The organism is Frankia sp. Mgl5 (assembly GCF_023242985.1).
In the GTDB taxonomy this organism is placed as follows: Bacteria; Actinomycetota; Actinomycetes; order Frankiales; family Frankiaceae; genus Parafrankia; species Parafrankia soli.
Window position 1 is genome coordinate 21,680 of sequence record NZ_JALKFY010000610.1, and the last position, 17,755, is coordinate 39,434.

General features: G+C 73.3%; 11 protein-coding genes and 2 pseudogenes. 6 read left to right on the top strand and 7 right to left on the bottom strand.

Features of this window, described 5'->3' with window-relative positions:
- The first annotated feature begins 27 nt into the window (after positions 1-27).
- From MXD62_RS13285 to MXD62_RS13290, 3 genes and pseudogenes are all read left to right on the top strand, one after another.
- Positions 28-1,110, top strand: coding sequence for a sirohydrochlorin chelatase (locus tag MXD62_RS13285; RefSeq protein WP_248829582.1), 1,083 nt, complete (start codon positions 28-30; stop codon positions 1,108-1,110).
- 13 nt (positions 1,111-1,123) lie between these two features.
- Positions 1,124-1,219: pseudogene (locus tag MXD62_RS40685) on the top strand (type I methionyl aminopeptidase); the annotation flags it as partial.
- Positions 1,220-1,684: 465 nt separating this feature from the next.
- Positions 1,685-2,644 (top strand): hypothetical protein, encoded by a 960-nt coding sequence (locus MXD62_RS13290; RefSeq protein WP_248829583.1) that lies wholly within the window; start codon positions 1,685-1,687, stop codon positions 2,642-2,644.
- Between the two features lie 294 nt (positions 2,645-2,938).
- On the opposite strand, the gene MXD62_RS13295 is transcribed toward MXD62_RS13290, so the two are convergent.
- From MXD62_RS13295 to MXD62_RS13325, 7 genes and pseudogenes are all read right to left on the bottom strand, one after another.
- On the bottom strand, positions 2,939-3,670 hold the full coding sequence (locus MXD62_RS13295; RefSeq protein WP_248829584.1) for a dienelactone hydrolase family protein: 732 nt from the start codon (positions 3,668-3,670) through the stop codon (positions 2,939-2,941).
- 210 nt (positions 3,671-3,880) lie between these two features.
- A pseudogene (locus tag MXD62_RS13300) lies at positions 3,881-4,096 on the bottom strand (hypothetical protein); the annotation flags it as partial.
- A gap of 351 nt (positions 4,097-4,447) precedes the next feature.
- A complete protein-coding gene (locus MXD62_RS13305) occupies positions 4,448-5,467 on the bottom strand; it encodes a lysophospholipid acyltransferase family protein (protein WP_248829585.1) in 1,020 nt (339 codons plus the stop codon).
- Positions 5,464-7,044: a lactate racemase domain-containing protein gene (locus MXD62_RS13310; RefSeq protein ID WP_248829586.1), complete on the bottom strand. Its 1,581-nt coding sequence runs from the start codon at positions 7,042-7,044 to the stop codon at positions 5,464-5,466. Before MXD62_RS13310 ends, MXD62_RS13305 begins: the two co-directional genes overlap by 4 nt.
- Positions 7,045-7,210: 166 nt before the next feature.
- Positions 7,211-8,473 carry an alcohol dehydrogenase catalytic domain-containing protein gene (locus MXD62_RS13315; RefSeq protein WP_248829587.1) on the bottom strand — a complete coding sequence of 421 codons (1,263 nt, stop codon included), beginning with the start codon at positions 8,471-8,473 and terminating at the stop codon, positions 7,211-7,213.
- Complete coding sequence (locus tag MXD62_RS13320; RefSeq protein ID WP_248829588.1) at positions 8,470-10,833, bottom strand: HAD-IB family hydrolase; 2,364 nt, start codon at positions 10,831-10,833, stop codon at positions 8,470-8,472. The genes MXD62_RS13315 and MXD62_RS13320 overlap by 4 nt, the downstream gene beginning before the upstream one ends.
- Positions 10,834-11,088: 255 nt before the next feature.
- Positions 11,089-12,045 (bottom strand): 5'-3' exonuclease, encoded by a 957-nt coding sequence (locus MXD62_RS13325; protein ID WP_248829589.1) that lies wholly within the window; start codon positions 12,043-12,045, stop codon positions 11,089-11,091.
- Between the two features lie 332 nt (positions 12,046-12,377).
- Between MXD62_RS13325 and MXD62_RS13330 the strand changes: the two genes are divergently transcribed.
- The 3 genes from MXD62_RS13330 (at position 12,378) to lnt (ending at position 17,719) form a co-directional block, all read left to right on the top strand.
- Entirely contained in the window at positions 12,378-12,821 is a 444-nt protein-coding gene (locus MXD62_RS13330) for an Lrp/AsnC family transcriptional regulator (RefSeq protein WP_071064322.1), read from the top strand.
- 96 nt (positions 12,822-12,917) lie between these two features.
- Positions 12,918-14,549: an amidohydrolase gene (locus MXD62_RS13335; protein WP_248829590.1), complete on the top strand. Its 1,632-nt coding sequence runs from the start codon at positions 12,918-12,920 to the stop codon at positions 14,547-14,549.
- A gap of 419 nt (positions 14,550-14,968) precedes the next feature.
- Complete coding sequence (gene lnt, locus MXD62_RS13340; protein ID WP_248829620.1) at positions 14,969-17,719, top strand: apolipoprotein N-acyltransferase; 2,751 nt, start codon at positions 14,969-14,971, stop codon at positions 17,717-17,719.
- Positions 17,720-17,755: the final 36 nt, after the last annotated feature.

Consider the following 17,755-nt stretch of genomic DNA (forward strand, 5'->3'; position numbering starts at 1 on the left):
CCGACCCGCCGCAGGAGGCACGTCCAGGTGAACGCCACCCCGCCGCACCCCGGCACCGTCCCCACCGCCACCGTTTCGGATCCGGCGGGTTCCGCCGCCGGGCCGGCGCTGCTGATCGTCGGGCATGGCACCCGGGATGAGGCCGGCGCCGAGCAGTTCCGCCGGTTCGTCTCCCGGGTGCGCCAGCGGGCCGGTGGGCTGGCGGTGGACGGCGGGTTCATCGAGCTGTCCGCCCCGCCGGTCGCCGACGCGGTCAGCCGTCTCGTCGACGCCGGCCACCGGCGGCTCGGGGTCGTTCCGCTCACCCTGGTCGCCGCCGGGCATGCCAAAGGTGACATTCCCGGGTCGATGGCCCGGGAACGCGAACGCCACCCGGGGCTGCGCTACGCCTACGGGCGTCCCCTCGGCCCGCATCCGACGATCCTGCGGCTGCTCGCCGAACGTGTCGACGTCCTCTGCCCGCCGGGCCGCCGCGAGCAGACCACGTTGCTGCTGGTCGGGCGGGGTTCGACCGACCCGGATGCCAACGCCGAGGTGTTCAAGGTGGCCCGGCTGCTGTGGGAGGGCCGCGGCTACGGCGGGGTGGAGGTGGCGTTCATCAGCCTGGCCGAGCCGTCGGTGCCGGCCGGGCTGGAGCGGATCCACCGGCTCGGCGGCCGGCGGATCGTCGTCGTCCCCTACTTCCTGTTCACCGGGGTGCTGCCGCGGCGCACCGTCGAGCAGGCCGCCGGCTGGGCGGGGGGGCACCCGGAGGTGGAACTGGCCTGCGCGGGCCTGCTCGGCGACAGCGCCGCCGGCACCGGCGGGGAGGGTGACGGGCTGGTCGAGCTGGTGTTGGAGCGCTACCGGGAGGCGCTCGGCGGGGACATCCGGATGAACTGCGACACCTGCCTGTACCGGATCGCGCTGCCGGGGCATGCGCACCGGGTCGGGCAGGCGCAGACCCCGCACGACCATCCCGACGACCCGTCGCACTCCCACGGGCCGCACGGCCACCACCACCACGACCATCCGCATTCCCCTGACCCGCACGGCCACGGTGATCCGCACGCTGCGGGTGGGTCGGTGGGACGGGCGGGGTTCGCGGTGACGCTGCGCGCCGACGACTGACCGCAGCCGAGCGGGCTGGGCGCTGCGCACCACCGATGGCAGCCGTGCCGCCCACGCCGAGCGCAGTGTGGCGATCACCGACGGCGGGCCGCGGATCCTCACTCTGCTCCGACATACCCCCACCTGGGGGTTGCGCGGGGGTGTGCGGGCTGTTGTGCGGGGAAGGGGCCCGGCGAGCAGGGCCGTAACACGCCACAATCCCGCCGAAACCTGTACTCCACACCTGGATGTGGACAACAATCGACGCACAGACAGGCCGATCCTGGCACCAGCGGCGCGATGGTGACAGGCCGACGCGACATCACACATCCGCCCCCCACCGTGAGCCTGAACACGGTAGCGTGCGCTCGTCACCGATCCGACCGGACCAGTGACGCACAGCGCCGGCCAGGCGGCCGCCCCCGCGGGCGGCCAGCACGGCGGTCGGAGCCGCGCCACGGACCGTCCCGACACCCCGCGTCGCCGACGCATCCCACGGGGTCGGGGTCGGGCCGTGACGGTGCACCACCGGCACTCCGGCGCGGCCGGGGGGACAGTCGCCCGCCCTCCCAGGGGCCGGGCGGGAAGGACGTGGATGAGCCGAGTCGAGCTACCCGACTCCACCCGTCCCGACCGGCTCGGCCTGCCCGCCGCCGCCCGCGCCGCCGCCATGCTCTCCCGGGAGATCGCCTACGCCGACCCCGACCCGCTGACGATGGCCGAGCTCGACGACCGGCTGCACCGGTTCGCCACCACCCTGCTCACCACCCCGCACACCGCGCTGCTGCGCCCGGTGATCGCCGACTGGCGCCGCGTGCAGGCCGCACTGGGACGCCGGCTGTCCCCCGCGACGCACCGTGAGCTCACCGGGGTCGCCGGGTTCCTGTCGTTCTACCTGGGTGTGCTCGCCGTCGAGGCCGGGGATGATCCGTCGGCGCGGCGGTTCGCCACCCTCACCGACCAGTTCGCCACCCAGCTCGACGACCCGCTGCTGACCGGTACCGCCGCCACCCTGGACTCCCTCGTCGCGTTCGTCGGTGGCCGCTATGACGCGGCCCGGGGTGCCGCCCGCCGTGCCGCCGCCGCCGGCCATCCGTATCTGCACGGGTGGGCGGCCGCGTTGGAGGCGGGTGCGGCCGCGACGCTCGGTGACATCGACGGCGCCCTGGCCGCGCTCGCCCGGCTGTCACAGACGCCGTGTGTGCAGGGGCTGCGTCATCCGGGGTGGCCGGCGTTCGACGAGGTCCGGGAGGCCTGCGTCGTCGCGGACGTCGTCAGCCGCATGGGCGGTGAGGGCGCGGCCGGCCTGAGCCGGGTCGCGGTCGACCTGACCAGTTCGGGCACCCCCGAACGGGGGTGGGCACTGGCCGCGCTCGCCGGTGCGCTGGCACCCGACGACCCGCCGGAGGCCAGCCGGCTGCTCGGTGAGATCGTCGAGATCCTGGACGTGCACCCGTCGCGGTTGCTGTCGAGCCGGGTCAACGACCTGGTGCGCACCGCCGGCTACCCGCGGCCGCTGGCCCCCCATCCCGGCCAGGCCGGCACCTCCGCCTGACACGGGCTGGCGACACCGCCAGCCAGCCCCAGCGCGGGCTCCATACCGGTCACCCCGCCGTATCTCGGCGGACCCCCATACGGACCCCAACCCTGACCCGGCCCCGGCGCTGGTGGCCGGGCGCCCCCCGACCGGCCGGTATCGCCGATGGCCGGTATCGCCGCGGTCGGGGTGGTTGTGCATCTGCTGGCCACCGCGCCATCGAGGAGGGCCGGGACCTGTCCTCGATGAGCGGCGTCCTGGCCGGCACCGCCTACCGTCTGCTGCTGGCCTGACGGCGGGGGTGGTCGGCGGCTAGCTCAGATGCCGGGTGAAGAACCGGGCCGCGGCTTCCCCCGCGAACTGCGGGACGCCGGTGTGCCCGCCCAGATTGGCGTGCAGCGTCTTCTCCTTGGAGCCGAAGGCGTCGAACAGGTCCAAGGCCAGCTGCCGGTCGTTCCATTCGTCGTCCCACTGCAGCAGGACATGCAGCGGAATGGTGACCTGGCGGGCCTCCTCGAACATGGTGTGGGGCACGAAACTCCCGGCGAACAGAACGGCGGCCGAGATGCGCGGCTCGACCACCGCCAGCCGGATGCCGATGGCGATCACTCCCCCTGAGTACCCGACCGGGCCGCCGATCTCGGGCAGCGAAAGGAGCGCGTCCAGGGTTGCCTGCCATTCCGGGACCGCTTTGTCGACCAGCGGGAGGACGAGCCGGTCGACGATCTCCTCGTCGACCGGCTCGCCGGCCTCCAGCGCCCGGTGCAGGTCGGCGCGGGCCTGCTCGGCGGCGGCGGAACGGGGCCGGTCACCGCTTCCGGGGAGCTCGATGGTGGCCGCGGCGAAGCCGTCCGTCGCGGAGTGCCGGGCCCGGGCCACCAGCCGGGGGTACATCTTGTGCAGTCCGCCGGGATGGCCGAGCAGGATCAGCGGGGCCGGCACGGATGCGGATCCGGGTGTCCACAGGATGCCGGGGATCTCACCGAGGGTGAATTCGCGTTCGAGGACACCGTCGTCGAGGCGCTGTTCGGAAGTGAATCGCATGGTCGTGCCTTTCGGGAGTGCTCGTGAACGGCGCTCCCGGACGACCTATCGCCCGACCGTGACCCCGGAGGGGAGCACCCATGTCGATACGTTCACGGGTACCACCTCCTCGTTCTCTCGCACGGCCTCCGAAAAACTAGCAGTGGTCGCCGTGGTCCGCCAACAGGTTCTTGTGGAGGCTCCGTCAAGCCCGGCGTCGGCGGTGGCGGCGAGGCGGTCACGGCGGCGGGCCAGCAGCCGGTCGGCGAGCGCGTCGGCGCGTTCCATGTCATCCAGCGTGGCCCAGGTGCGCTCCTCGACTTCGAGGATCGCGGCGAGCAGTTCGGCGGACAGCCGGATGCGGGCGGCGACCCGGGCCACGCTCGGCGGCAACGCCCCCGCGCCCCGCCCCCCGGCCGGCGGCTGCGACCTGCCGATCCCCCGCATCACCGTCGCGTCCTGCTCCGCACCGGGCACGGGGCGGGACGCGTCCAGCCCCGGCGGCCGGGTCCCGGTACCGGCCGGGGGGCCGGGTACCGGGACGGGCCGACAGCGAGACGGGTGGGCACGGCGGCGGGCAGTGAACCGGAGCGGCGAGAACGGTGCAGCAGAGCCATGTACTCAGTGATACGTGTGACGTTCGGTGATGCAACGCCTTGACTTCACCGCCCCGGCCGGGACGACCCTCACCCCACAGGTCATCCCCAGGTCCACCCCCGCTACCCACCGGCCCATGAACAGGGTTATCCACATAACGACCCTCATGTGAGGGAGCTCACATGAGGGTCGGTGGGTGGGTCAGTGGTCCCAGGGTGAGCGTGGCCGGGCCGCCGCCGGTGGTTCGGTGGCCTCCCAGATCCGCCGCCACCGGGCCATCCCGGGCGCGCCCGCCGGTGCCCGCCGGGCCGGCCCGGCTCCCGCCGCCGGCCGCGCCGACGCCCCCGACGAAACGGAAGGACCGGTGTCACCGCCCGCACCGGCACCCGCGGCGTCGGGGGAGCGTAGGGACGCCCACCAGCTCGTCGTGTCCTCCACCCCGAGCCGGGTCACCTCCGCCGCCAGCCGTCCGGTGAACGCCCGCACATCCTCGCCGTCACCGGGACGCAGCGGACGACCGAACCGCACCGACACCCGCGGCCGCCCCGGTACCGGCCACGCCCGGCCCCGGGGCATCGCCGCGTACGCACCGCGCAACGCCGCCGGTACCACCGCCACCCCGGCCGTCATCGCCAGATAGCCCGCCCCCAGACGGAACCGGCCCCGCGACCCGTCCGCCGAACGGGTGCCCTCGGGGAACACCACCAGGTTCCACCCGCCACGCAGCAGCTCCAACGGTGTCGACGACGGCGCCCCACCGCGGCGCTCGATCGGCACCGTCCCGAACGCCAACGCCGAGGACAGGCCCCGCCAGGTGCTGTCGAAGAAGTAGTCCGCCGCCGCCGTCACCGCGGTGCGTTCCCGCACCGCCCGCGGCAACGCGCACAGCAGCATCGGCGCATCCAGATGACTGGAATGGTTCGACACGATGATCACCGGGTCGTCGCCGAGGGAACCGAACACCTCCGCGCCGGCGACCGTCGGGGTCAACGCCGCGTGCAGCAGCGGGTTCATCGCCGCTTCCAGGAACACCGTGCGCGCCGCCCGTGCCGCGCCGCCACGCGCCCACGCCGTCGGGAACTCCCGGGCGCTCACCGGCCGCCGGTGCCCCTCCGCCGAGCCCGGGACCAGCGACCGGCCACCCCAGCGGAACCCGTTCGCCAGCTCCCGGACACTCACCCCCGGCCGCGGCGGGCCACCGAACGCACCCGACCGGCTCATCGCACGTCCGCGATCGCGTGCGGCGGGGAATGCAGGTAGGTGATCGACGGGTCACGGCCCACCGTGCCCGACACCATCTCCAACGCGTCGGCGAACGTCGACGCCGCCCGGAACCCCATCCGCGCGCACGCCGCCCGATCCCCCCCGACCCACACCACATCACCCAGATGGTCCATGCCGTGCGCCGCCCAGTACCACATGTAGAACGGGTGGACACCGTGGTAGGCGTGCGACGTCCGGTACAGGTGCACATACCACGGGTCGGTCGCGTACTGCTTCTCGAACTTCGCCTCGATCGTCGCCGGGTCCGTCGACTCGGCGAGCACCTCGGAGAAGAAGTCCACATAGGACGGATGGTGCAACTGGGAGAACTCCGGGGTCACCGGATGGTAAAGAATCATCGCGCCCTGGTGGCGGACCAGCGGCCGCCCCCGGTACATGTTGAAGAAATACCCCAGACCCATGCACGTCGCCAGGATCGGGTTCATCACCGAGTTCACGTTGTACGGGCCCACATACGGCAGGCCCACCACCAGCACGTCGGACTGCCCGTCGACCTCGACGAGCTGCTGGCGGTGCACGCTGGCAATCGTCTGATCGTGGGTGGCTTCGGTCTCCCCGGCGAACACCCCGGTCACCTGGTAGTCGGCGAGCAGATCATGGAAGATCTTCCGCCGTGGCCGGGTCGGCATCGCCGCCAGCCCCCGACTCATCCCGTAGGCCATCGCCTGGTCCTTGACCGACCACTCCCACTCGCGGCGGGTCAGGAAGCTGTACCGGTCGGGGAAACAGGCGTTGTTCAACGTCGTCTCCACGTGGAAGATCTTCAGATGGTCGGCGAGGAGCCGGCCCATCCGCCACGCCGACGAATGCATCTCCGACCGGGTGTGGTCCATGAACGACCGCGACCGCAGCATCGTGTGACTGTTGTGATGGTGGCGCAGGCTGTTGTACGACGCCAACCCGATCGGCACCGACTTGTGCCCGCCGTCCATCGCGACCAGGTTCACGTTCACATAGACCAGCAGATCACTTTCCGCCGCCCGCCGGTTGATCTCCACGTCCTCACCGTGGTCGGTCACCCCGATGTGCAGCAGATTGTCGCGGTCCTCGGCGTCGTGGTTGTACAGGTTGTCCGGCCAGAACGACCGGAACACCCGCTCCCCGACGATGTGCTCGATCTCCGCCGCCGTCATCCGCCGGTGCAACGCGTTCGCCGCGATCAGCACCACGTCGTCCACACCCGCCGCCGCCGCCAGCGTCAGCACCTGTTCGATGATCCGCTGCCGCACATCCGGACGGCGCATCCGCGGCAACGGGATCGACAGATCGTCGAACGCGATCGTCAACCGCATCCCCGGCCGCAGCAACACCCGCAACGGCTCACAGTTGAACGGATGCTCCAACGCCGCGGCGATCGCCGCGTCCACGTCCGCCACCCCCGGAAGCGACTCCGGCGGATACACCACCCGGGTACCCAGCGGGAACCGCTCAAGCGTCAGCCCCTCACCCTGGTGCACCAGCAGCGGAGGTGTGCGCTCGTCGACCTCGAGCACGAACCCCGGTCTCACCTGCACGTTCCCCTCGTCCGTGTGCCGCCCCGGCCGGCCCCGGCGCCCCCGCGCCCGCCCGCCCCGCGGCGAGGACCGCCGCGCGGGGAGACAATCCCGTATACCCCGACCGTGCCACTCCCACCGGCGCCCCCACGCCCACCGGACCGCACCGGCGCGGCGCGCGTCGCGCTCACGCCGACGCCGCCGGGTCAAAAACGATCTTCACGGCGCCGAGACGCCCCGCGGACAACGCATGGTCCAACGCCTCCCGCCACCGGGTGAGCGGATACACCGCCGACACCACCCCGTCGAGTGGGGCCGTGGCGGCCAGCGCCAACGCCCGCCCGAAATCCGACTCCACCGGCTCCGCTGGTCCTGCCGGTTCGGTACCGGCCCGGCCGGGCCGGGCGCCGCCGGACGACGCGTACGTCCCCACCAGCTCCAACTCCCGGAACCACAACGGGGTCAGATCCACCGACCCCGCCGGCACCCCCGACAGCACCACCCGGCCACCGGCCCGGGTCACCCGCAGCGCCGTCGACAGCGACGACGCGCTACCCGCACAGTCGATCGCCACATCCACCCCGCCGAGCAGATACTCCCCACCCAGCTGCGGAGTCAGCCGCAACGCCCGGTTCGCGCGGCGCACCCCACCGACCGCGTCGTCGGGAGCGAGCACCTCGTCCGCGCCGAAACGACGCGCCAGCTCCACCTGCCGGCGATGCTTGGCGACCATCGTCACATGCTCGGCCTTCGTATAGGCGCGGACGGCCAGCAGCGTCAGCAGACCCACCGCCCCCGACCCGATGATCAGCACCCGGTCCCCGGACCGCACCCCGGCGCGGCCCGCGGTGTGCACAGCGGTCGCCAACGGCTCGACCAGCACCGCCCGGGAATCGGGCAGCGTGTCGGGCACCGGATGCAGCTGGCTGTGATGGGCGACCAGCGCCCGGCTCCACCCGCCACCGGTGTCCGCGCAGAACCCGGTCTGCAACCCCGGCGCCAGATGCCCCACCGTGATCCGGTCACAGCGTGACGTCCGGCCCGCCGCGCAGCCCGCGCACAGCTCCAACCCGCGGGCCGCGCAGCCCAGCACCGGGTCGATCACCACCCGCGCCCCGGCGTCCAACCGGCGCCCGTCGGCGAGCGTCACCGCCTCCTGCAGGTCACCGACGATCTCATGACCGGGAGTGAACGGCATCGACACCAGCGGGGAGAAGTAGAACGAGCTCTGCCCCGTCACCGTCGCCAGATCCGACCCGCAGATCCCCGCCAGCCGCGGCCGCACCGTCACCCACCCCGGCCCCGGCAGACCCGGATCCCCCCGGTCGACCAGCCGCAGCGGCGCCGCGGTCGTCGCCGCCGCCCCCGACAGCCGCGGGAACCGGCCCGACACCACCCGCGCCGCCGCGTACCGCGGCAGCGACCGGTACAACTCCAGACCGCGTGTCACCGGCCCTCACCCACTTCCACCCGCACAACACCACTCCCACCCGACCCCGACCCTGACAGGCCGCCCGCGGCAACCCGGGCGCGGGCCGCCGCGGCGAACAGGCCCCGCTCGCCGCGGCTGGCGACCATCAGCCGCGGCTCACCCGGCGTCGACGGCCACTCCTCGATCGGCCAACCCGCCCCCCGCGCCACCTTGTGCAACGCCACATCCGGGTTCACCGCCACCGGATTACCCACCGTGCGCAGCATCGGCAGATCCGACAGGCTGTCCGCGTACGCCCACGACGCGGACAGGTCCGCCCCCCGACGCCGCGCGTAATGATCCACGAACGCCGCCCGAGCATCCCCGACCAGCGGCGACGACAACAACCGTCCCGTGTACCGGCCATCCACGCCGACTTCCAGGCCGGTCGCGACGATCTCGTCGAACAACGGCGCCAGCGGACGGGTCAGCACATCGACCGCCCCGGTCAGCAGCACGGTGCGATGCCCGGCCGCGCGATGCTCCCGCACGCGGCGCACCGCCGCCGGTTTCACCCGCCGCAACACCACATCCGCCGCGACCTCGTCGACGACCCGCGCCAGCTCCCCCGGGTCGGCGCCGGCGTACCGGCCGTACACCGAACGAATCAGATGCCCCCGGTCGCGGCGCTCGGCACGCAGATACCCCGGCAGCGCCCGCGCCAGCGACACCAGCTCCCGGGCCCGTTCCCCGACATCGCCGTCAGCCAGGCGCAGCCACAGATACGACTCGACCACCGTCGAGGACACCAACGTCCCGTCCAGGTCGAACACGGCCAGCACCCCCTCACCGGCGGTGAGGTTACGGGCCATCCGCCGCGCCGGGGCCGCATCCCGCGGCCGGCGCAACACCTGCGTCACCGCCGGGCAGTGCACGTCCTGCAGGTAGTGCCGCCAGTCGAAACACGCCGGGTCGAACCCGAAATCAACCTGGTCGGCCGGGTCCATCGCCGCGTGCAGCGCCGCGGTGGCGTCGTCGACGTAGACCAGCTCGGCCTTCGTGTACGCCCGGTACACATCGGAGTAGCGGCGTAGGAACGCCACCCGCCCCTCGGTACGTTCCAGGTCGACGGCCAGCCGGCGGACCCGCTCCGAACGCGGCGCGTGCGCCAACGCCCGGTTCGCCCACTCCACCGCCTTCTCCCCGCGGCGCAGCTTCGCCTCCACCGCCACCGCCCCGGCGAACGGCCACTCGGGAACCCCGATATGCCCGCGGCCGCGCCGCGGCAGCGGATGGGCCAGGAAATAGCCCCGCACATAGTCGTAGAGATCACGGAACAGCAACGGGTTCCGGAACCCCGAACACACCGTGTAGTAGGCCGGGCGCGCCGGCGGCGGGGAACTCGCCGCCGCCGCCAGCAGCGCGTTGACAACCAGATCCACCGGGATGATGTCGACGACGGCATCCGGGGACGCAGGGAAGTCCGGCAGCTCCCCGCGACCGAACGCCAGGATCAGCGGCTCGGCCATCTTGAACCCCTCGATCCACCCCGGGAACGGCTTCGCCAGCGCGCTCTCGATGATCGACGGGCGGACGATCGTCAACGGCAGATCGCCGTGGGAGTCCTCCAGATACCGCTCACCCAACGCCTTGGTGAACGTGTACGCGTCCGTCCAGCCCAGCACCTGCGCACGTTCGGAGCCCGCGGCGACCAACCGCGCCGCCACCCACGCCCGCCGCGCCGCCTCCGCCTGCGCCGACACCGTCTGCGCGCCGGCCCGCACATGCTCGGCCTCCGCCTGCTCGCGGAACCGCGCCGAGTTCTCCGGCGAACGCGACGCGTCCTCCGCGGCCTGGCGGGCCCGCGCGGCCGACGCCTGCTCCGCCGCCCAGTCCACCTCGTGGGCCAGCCGACCCTCGGCGATGTGCCCCGAACGCAACCCGGCGACATAGGCGGTCGACACGTGCACCAGATGCGGACGGGCCCCGGCGGCACGCACCGCGCGCAGCAGCTCCTGCACCCCGCCCAGGTTCGTCGCGAACCCCTCATCGATCGCCGGGTCGAACGACACCTCCCCAGCGCAGTGGATCACCACGTCCAGGTCGGCGGGCAGCTCACCCATACCGGCCAGGTCACCCTCGATGACCCGCACCTGCGCCGCCAGCCGCGCCGCCAACCCCTCACGGCCCAACCGTTCCCGCAGCCCGGCGAACGCCGGCTTACGGGTCATCCGCTCCAACCGGGCCATCCCCGAATGGCTGCCCCGGGGCCGCACGAGCGCCACGACCTGGGTGTCCGGGAACTCCGAGAGCAGCCTCTCCAACAGCGCCTCACCGACGAACCCGGTCACCCCGGTCACGAACACACGCCTGCCCGCGAGCCGCTCGCGCAGCCCCACCGGTCACCTCCGCACTCGCCGCAGCCCCACCGGGCGTCCCCAACGGACGCCCGGTGCGCAACAGTAGGCGACACCGGACCGTCCACGAACGAACCCGTCGGTCACCTGCGTGTACACGCACGCTGCCAGATCAGGGGCAACCTACCGTCACCGCCGGTCCGACCACGCCGCCGGCCCGCGCCGACCCGCCCCGAACCCGCCCCCGTGACCGTACGCGGCACCCCCGCGCCCCCCGGAAATGCCCGTCCCACAAGGTCAGAGGCCCTCGGCGAGGGTGGCCAACGCCATGGTCAGCCGGTCCACCGACCCGCCCAGCCCATACCGGCCCGCCAGCGCCGCCAGCGCCACCTCATCCACCGGCCGGACGGGCAGCACGTCGGCGACCGGACCCAGCGGCACATCACGGACCACCCCGACCACGGCGACCGCGGCGTCCACATAGTCACGGGCCGCGGTCAGCCGGCGGCGCGCCCCGGCCGGGAACCCGCCCTCACCCCCGGCGTCCAACGCGGCGAGGATCGCCCGCAACGACCCGAAGCGACCCAGCAACGCCGCCGCCGTCTTCGCGCCGATCCCCGCCACCCCCGGCAGACCGTCGCTGGGATCACCACGCAGCACCGCGAAATCGGCATAGGCCCGGCCCGGGATCCCATAGCGGGCGCTGATCGACGCCTCGTCGACCACCGCGAACCGTTCCACCGCGTACCGCACCACCACGCCGGTGTCGTCACACACCAGCTGGAACAGATCCCGGTCCCCGGTCAGGATGTCCACCGGCCCGCCACCGGGCCGGCCGCTGTGCCGGGTCGCCAGCGTGCCGATCACGTCGTCGGCCTCGAAACCGGCCGCCTCCACCCGGGCGATCCCGAACGCGTCGAGCACCGCGTCGATCACCGGTAGCTGCGCCGCCAACTCGTCCGGCACCTCCTCCTCCACCCCACCCGCCCCGGCCGCGGCGTCGGGGGTGGCATCGGCGACCCGGTGCGCCTTGTACGAGCCGATCAGCGCCACCCGGAACGCCGGCCGCCAGTCGGCGTCGAAACAGCACACCAGCCGCCGCGGCCGCACCTCGACGATCTGCCGGGCCAGCACGTCCAGCAGACCCCGCACCGCGTTCACCGCCATCCCGTCGGGGGCCCGCACCGACCGGGGCACCCCGTGAAAAGCCCGGAAATACAACGACGGGGTGTCCGCGAGCAGCAGCCGATCCACACCCCCACCACCCCCCACCCGCGGCGCGACGCCAGGGGAATCACCGTGAAAGTTGGTCACGTTGTCAGACTGGCATGTGCTGCCGACAGATCATCTCGACCCCGACCAACCCAGCCCTGACAACAGCCACCGCCACCCCACCGGATGGCACCGGACACCCACCCCCACCCGACACCGGGCACGCAGCCAGACTGCGTAGCGGCAGCAGCCATCCACCGTCCGTGTCGACCGGTCCCGCAGCCGCACCCGTACCCGCACCGAAAAGTCCCGCCGGGACCAGACATCGCCGTCCACGCCCCCTCCATCGCCGCGATCTGCGTAACCTCCGGATCGTGCTGGAGGACCTAGACCGTCAGATCGTGCAGCTGCTGTGCCGCGACGGCCGGATGAGCTTCACCGACCTCGGTCGCTCCACCGGCCTGTCGGTGTCCGCCGTACACCAGCGGGTCCGGCGTCTGGAGCAGCGCGGCGTCATCACCTCCTACGTCGCGCTCGTTGACCCCTCCCAGGTCGGGCTGGCCCTCACCGCCTTCGTCTCCATCAAGGAGATCGACCCCAGCCAGCCCGACGACGCCCCCGACCGGCTCACCCACCTGCCGGCCATCGAGGCCTGCTACAGCGTCGCGGGGGAGGAGAGCTACCTGCTCAAGGTCCGCGTCGCCGACCCCGCCGCCCTCGAAAGCCTCCTGCAGGAGATCCGCGCCGCCGCGAACGTGTCGACCCGCACCATGGTCGTGCTCTCCACCCCCTACGAAAACCGCCCACCCAACCTGTGAGCCCACCCGCACCCCCACCCGCCATCGGCCCGGTGCCGCGCACACCGCCCACCGCGGACCACAGGTGAGCGCCACCCACCCGGCACAGTAGGGACCGTGAGCCCCCACCACCCGCCGGCAGCCCGACGCGTCCTCTACCACCACGGACACGTCCACAGCCCCACCCACCGGCACGCCACCGCCCTGCTCACCGACGGCCCCACCATCACCTGGATCGGCACCGACGACCAGCCCGACGCCAGCGGACCGCCGCCGGCCGGCCCGGTCGACCACACCGTCGACCTGCGCGGCGCCACCCTCACCGCCGCCTTCGTCGACGCCCACCTGCACACCACCGCCACCGGGCTCGCCCTCGACGGCGTCGACCTCACCGACAGCCCGTCCCTGCGCCACACCCTCGACCAGCTCACCCGCGCCGCCCACCACCGGCCCGGCCAGCCACTGCTCGGCACCGGCTGGGACGAAACCCGCTGGCCCGAACAGCGACCCCCCACCAGCGGCGAACTCGCCCGCGCCGCCGGGCCCGTCGACGTCTACCTCGCCCGCGCCGACGGCCACACCGCCGTCATCTCCCCGCACCTGGCCACCCGCAGCGGCGCCCACCACGCCACCGGCTGGCTCGGCGACGGCCTGTGCCGCGACGACGCCCACCACCTCGCCCGCACCGCCGCCTACCACGACCTGCCCCCCACCACCCGCCGCGCCGCCGCCCGCCGCGTCCGCGCCCACGCCGCCACCCTCGGCATCGCCGCCCTGCACGAGATGGCCGGCCCGCAGGTCTCCTCCGCCGACGACCTCGCCGCCCTGCTCACCCTCGCCCGCGACGAACCCGGCCCCACCATCACCGGCTACTGGGCCGGTGAACTCACCGTCGCCACCGCCCTGAACACCGAACCCGGCCTGGGCCCCGTCGGCTACGGCGGCGACCTGTTCGTCGACGGCTCCCTGGGCTCGCACACCGCCGCGCTACGCAGCCCCTACACCGACCAGCCCACCCACCGCGGGCAGCTGCACCGCGACGCCGACGACATCCGCGACACCGTCCTCGACGCGGTCGCCGCCGGCCTGCAGACCGGCTTCCACGCCATCGGCGACGCCGCCCTCGACACCGTCCTCGACGGGGTGCGCGCCGCCGCCGCCCGTGTCGGCACCGCCACGATCAGCGCCGGCACCCACCGGGTCGAACACGCCGAGCTGCTGCACCCCGAACAGATCACCGCCATGGCGCGCCTCGGGCTCGTCGCCTCCGTGCAGCCCGCGTTCGACGCCCGCTACGGCGGCCCCCACGGCCTGTACACCCGCCGGCTCGGCACCGACCGTGCCAGCGCGATGAACCCGTTCGCCGCGCTGCACCGCGCCGGGGTCCTACTCGCCCTGTCCTCCGACAGTCCCGTCACCCCCCTCGACCCGTGGGGAGCGGTACGCGCCGCGGCCACCCATCACACCCCCTCCGCGCGGATCAGCGGTGCCGCGGCGTTCACCGCCGCCACCCGCGGCGGCTGGCTGGCCGCCCGCGCCGGCGGTGACGGTGCTGGACGGATCACCGTCGGCGCGCCCGCGACCTTCGCGATCTGGGAGACCCCCCACCCGCCGCGGCCCGCCGGGCCGCCGGCCACCCAGCCCGCCGGGCCGCTGGATGTTCTCCTCGACCAGCTTGACCGCACCGGCAACGCGCCACGCTGCCTACGCACCGTGCTGCGCGGACAGACCCTGCACGACCTGCTCTGAGCCCGCCGGCTGAACCAGCCGGCGAGTCGGGTCAGCGCAGCGCGGCGAGGGCTGGTGTGGGCCGGTCGGGATCCGGACCGTCCTTCGAACCGGAGCCGCCGCGCTACCCGCCACGACACCGTTGTCTAACGGACGGTCCGGAACCCCACCGGCCCCGCTACCGCACCCGACCCCGCCGGATCGGTCGGGTGCCCAGGCCCGAGCACCGCGCGATTCGACCACACCCCGCACAGACTGGGAAGCGCACCGGACCGCACCCGAAAACCCCCGGTAGTCCCAATGTGGTCCCACTCTGGGATGTGGTCCCACTCCGGGGGTGTGAGGTGACCCGCCACACCCGACACCCCACCCGCCCAGCTCACACCCCCGCCACCACCATCCACACCCCACCCGGCCATCCACACCCCACCCGGCCCGGCGTGGTCGCCACCGCCCCCGTAACCGACACTGGACCGGTGACCGACGCGCCCGCCACACCCTCCCTCGAGCCCGGCCCGCTCGACCCCGCCCCGGCGGGCGCACCCCCCACACCCCCACACCCCACCGGCCGCGCCCTACCGCGCCGCCTCACCCGGCCCGCCCTGGCCGTCCTCGCCGGCGCCCTGCTCTACCTCGCCTTCCCCCCAGTCGGCCTGTGGCCGCTGGCACCGGTCGCCCTGGCCGTTCTCACCCTGACCGTCCGCGGACGGCGGCTACGCGCCTCCTACGGGCTGGGAATGCTGTTCTCCCTCGCGTTCCTGCTACCCCTGCTGCGCTTCGTCTCCTTCGTCGGCGCCGACGGCTGGATCGTGCTGTCCGCCGCCGAGGCCGCCCTACTCGCCCTCGTAGCACCCGCCACCACCCTCGTTCAGCGGCTACCCGCACCGTGGCTGTGGACAGGCGCCATCTGGGTCGCCCAGGAGGCCCTACGGGGCCGTGCGCCCTTCGGGGGCTTCCCCTGGGGGCGGATCGCGTTCAGCCAGCCGAACAGCCCCTACACCGCCCTCGCGGCGCTCGGCGGCGCACCTCTGGTCACCTTCGCCGTCGCCACCACCGCCGCGCTGCTCGCCACAGCCGCCACCCACGCCACCACGACCGCCACCACCCGCGCCGCGGGTACAGGAGCAGCCGCACGAGCCACCGACGGCTCAGGCAACAGCGATGCCGCCCCCCGCGCCGCCGCCGGCGCGGCGACCCACATCCGACCACTACTGGCCACTCTCACCGGTGCTCTCGCGCTCGCCCTCGCCGGCCTCGCCGTTCCCCTACCCACCACCGCCCAGCACGGCACCCTCAACGTCGCCGCCGTCCAGGGCAACGTCCCCGAAACCGGCGGCCTGCGCGCCCTCGGCGAGGCCTTCCAGGTCACCGACAACCACGTCACCGGCACCGAGAACCTCGCCGCCGCCGTCCGCGCCGGCCGCACCCCCCAACCCGACCTCGTCCTGTGGCCGGAGAACTCCTCCGACATCGACCCCCTCACCAACCCCACCGCCCACGCCGCCCTCACCCACGCCGCCACCGTCGCCGGCGCACCACTGCTCGTCGGCGCCGTCCTCGACGGCCCCGGCCCCCGCCACGTCCGCAACGCCGGCCTCATCTGGACCACCGACGGCCCCACCGGCGCCATGTACGTCAAACGCCACCCCGTCCCCTTCGCCGAATACCTCCCCGGCCGCGCCCTGCTCGAAAAACTCATCAGCCGCTTCGCCGACGAGATGCCCAACGACTTCCTCGCCGGCACCACCACCGGCGCCCTACCCGTCGCCGGCACCGTCATCGGCGACGTCATCTGCTTCGAAGTCGCCTACGACGGCCTCGTCCGCGACAACGTCAACCACGGCGCCGAACTCCTCGTCATCCAAACCAACAACGCCTCCTTCGGCCGCAAAGGCGAAAGCCAACAGCAACTCGCCATGAGCCGCCTGCGCGCCGTCGAACACGGCCGCGCCACCATCCAGGTCTCCACCAGCGGCCAGAGCGCCCTCATCACCCCCGACGGCACCATCCTCACCCAGACCGGACTCTACGAAGCCGGCGTACTGTCCGCACAACTCCCACTACGCACCACCCACACCCTCGCCACCCGCCTCGGTATCGTCCCGGAGGCGGTGCTCACCGCCCTCGGCGCACTCGCCATGATTGCTGGACTGACCCACCCCCGGCGCACCCGCCACCACCCCGGCGACACACCCGCCGACAACGACCCGACCAGCACCACCCACCAACCCACCCCGACATCCACCGACCGGACCGGCGACAACCACCAGCACCCGGGGGAGACGCACCAACCCGCCGCCGGCACCGACCAGAAGAGGAGAGGCGTGGAAGCCACCCGCGTCGTCGTCTGCGTCCCGACCTACAACGAACGGGAGAACCTGCCGGACACCACGCGCCGGCTACGCCAGGCGAACCCCGCGGTCCACCTACTCGTCATCGACGACGCAAGCCCCGACGGCACCGGAAAAATCGCCGACGAGCTCGCCGACGACGACGACCAAATCCACGTCCTGCACCGGCCCGGCAAATCCGGCCTCGGCTCCGCCTACATCGCCGGCTTCACCTGGGCCCTGCAACACGGCTACGACATCATCGTCGAAATGGACGCCGACGGCTCCCACCAGCCCGAACAGCTACCCCGCCTACTCGACGCCCTCACCGACGCCGACCTGGCCATCGGCTCCCGCTGGGTCCCCGGCGGCACCGTCCACAACTGGCCCCGCAGCCGGCTCGTCCTCTCCCGCGGTGCCAACGCCTACGTCCGCGCCGCCCTCGGGGTGCCCCTCCACGACGCCACCGCCGGGTTCCGCGCCTACCGCGCCGACGTCCTGCGCGCCCGCGACCTCGACCAGGTCGCCTCCCAGGGCTACTGCTTCCAGGTCGACCTCGCCTGGCGCGCCTGGCAGGCCGGGTTCCGCGTCGTCGAAGTCCCCATCGACTTCGTCGAACGCGAACGCGGCGCGTCGAAGATGAGCCGCGCGATCGTCGCCGAAGGATTCTGGCGCGTCGGCTGGTGGGCCCTGACCTCCCTGCGCCGTGGCCCCGCCAGCACCAGCCAGGCCAGCACCAGCCAGCGCGCTGGCACGGGCACGGTGATCCCCACCCCCGCCCGGCCCGCCGACCCCACCGCGGACAGCCTCACCACCCCGACCGCCACCGGACCCGACACCGTCGACGCCGGCCGGCCCTGAAACGTCGATGTGGGGTGGCAGCGTGCGCTGCCACCC

What these genes read in the sequence shown, in the direction of transcription:
- MXD62_RS13295 (WP_248829584.1), bottom strand. Translation starts at nt 3,670, where the DNA reads ATGCGATTCACTTCCGAACAGCGCCTCGACGACGGTGTCCTCGAACGC.
- MXD62_RS13290 (WP_248829583.1), top strand. Translation starts at nt 1,685, where the DNA reads ATGAGCCGAGTCGAGCTACCCGACTCCACCCGTCCCGACCGGCTCGGC.
- MXD62_RS13305 (WP_248829585.1), bottom strand. Translation starts at nt 5,467, where the DNA reads ATGAGCCGGTCGGGTGCGTTCGGTGGCCCGCCGCGGCCGGGGGTGAGT.